This window comes from Spirillospora sp. NPDC049652, assembly GCF_040675125.1.
GTDB lineage: Bacteria > Actinomycetota > Actinomycetes > Streptosporangiales > Streptosporangiaceae > Spirillospora.
Map to the genome: position 1 here is coordinate 1 of NZ_JBFAOF010001564.1, position 1,065 is coordinate 1,065.

Sequence of the window (1,065 nt, forward strand, 5' to 3'; positions counted from 1 at the left end):
CGGACGGCTCGGGCACCGGCCGCGGCACCCGCCACACGCGGCGGGCGAACAGCTCCTCGGGCCAGTCGTGGGCCTCGGCCTGCACGTCCTGCGGGAGGGCCAGGGTGACCGCGCCGGTCTCGGCCGGGTCGGTCAGCACCCGCATCGCCGCCAGCAGCGCCGGGACGAGCTGCTCGGGACGGTTGATCCGGTCCCAGTACCGCGACACCGGGCGCAGGCAGTCGTTCACCGACGCGTCATAGGAGCCCGGGTCCTCGAGCTCCTGCAGGACGGGGTTGGCGCGCCGGGTAGCGAACACATCGCCCGGCAGGAGCAGGACGGGTAGCCGGTTCACGGTCGCCAACGCCGCACCCGTGACCAGATTCGTCGCGCCCGGACCGATGGAGGTGGTGCAGGCGTAGGTCGCCATCCGGTCGCTCGCCCGCGCGTACCCGGCGGCGACGTGCACCATCGCCTGCTCGTTGCGCGCCATCAGGTACGGCAGGTCGTCGGCGTGCTCCAGCAGGGCCTGGCCGAGCCCGGCGACGTTGCCGTGCCCGAAGATGCCGAAGCAGCCCGCGAAGAACTGGCGTTCCTCGCCGTCCCGCTCGGACCACTGCGCGGCCAGGAACTTCACGATCGCCTGGCCGGTGGTCAGGCGGCGGGTCGGGGTCACGATGTGCTCCGCTCGAATGGGGGATCGGACGGGAACGGCGGATGGAACGGGGACGGTTCGGACAGTGGCGGGCGCGTCACGGCGCCTCCTGGGCGAGGGCCTCGACGGCGGCGTCCACGGCGCCCGCGACGTCGCCGTCCGCGGGATACAGCAGGGACCGGCCCGCCACGAGGCCCATGACGGTGGGCAGCCGCAGCGCGCGACGCCATCCGGCCAGCGCCCCGTCCGGGTCGGCGGGCACCTCCCCGCCCAGCAGCAGGGCGGGCAGCGTCGAGGCCGCCATCACCCGCTCCATGTCGGGGACGACCGGCACCTTCAGCCACGTGTGCGCGGACGTCGCGCCGAGTCCGGCGGCGATGGCGACGGCGCGGATCATCGCCTCGGGCGTCAGCTCGTTGCGGACCCGGCCG

At 74.6% G+C, this 1,065-nt stretch carries 2 protein-coding genes; both read right to left on the bottom strand.

The window, feature by feature from the left end; translation table 11 throughout:
• The coding region (locus AB0J52_RS41945; protein ID WP_500188884.1) for a thiamine pyrophosphate-binding protein at window positions 1-658 on the bottom strand (658 nt) is incomplete at its 3' end.
• A 73-nt stretch (window positions 659-731) separates the two neighbouring features.
• A partial coding sequence (locus tag AB0J52_RS41950; protein ID WP_500188882.1) for a Cgl0159 family (beta/alpha)8-fold protein occupies window positions 732-1,065 on the bottom strand: 334 nt, incomplete at its 5' end.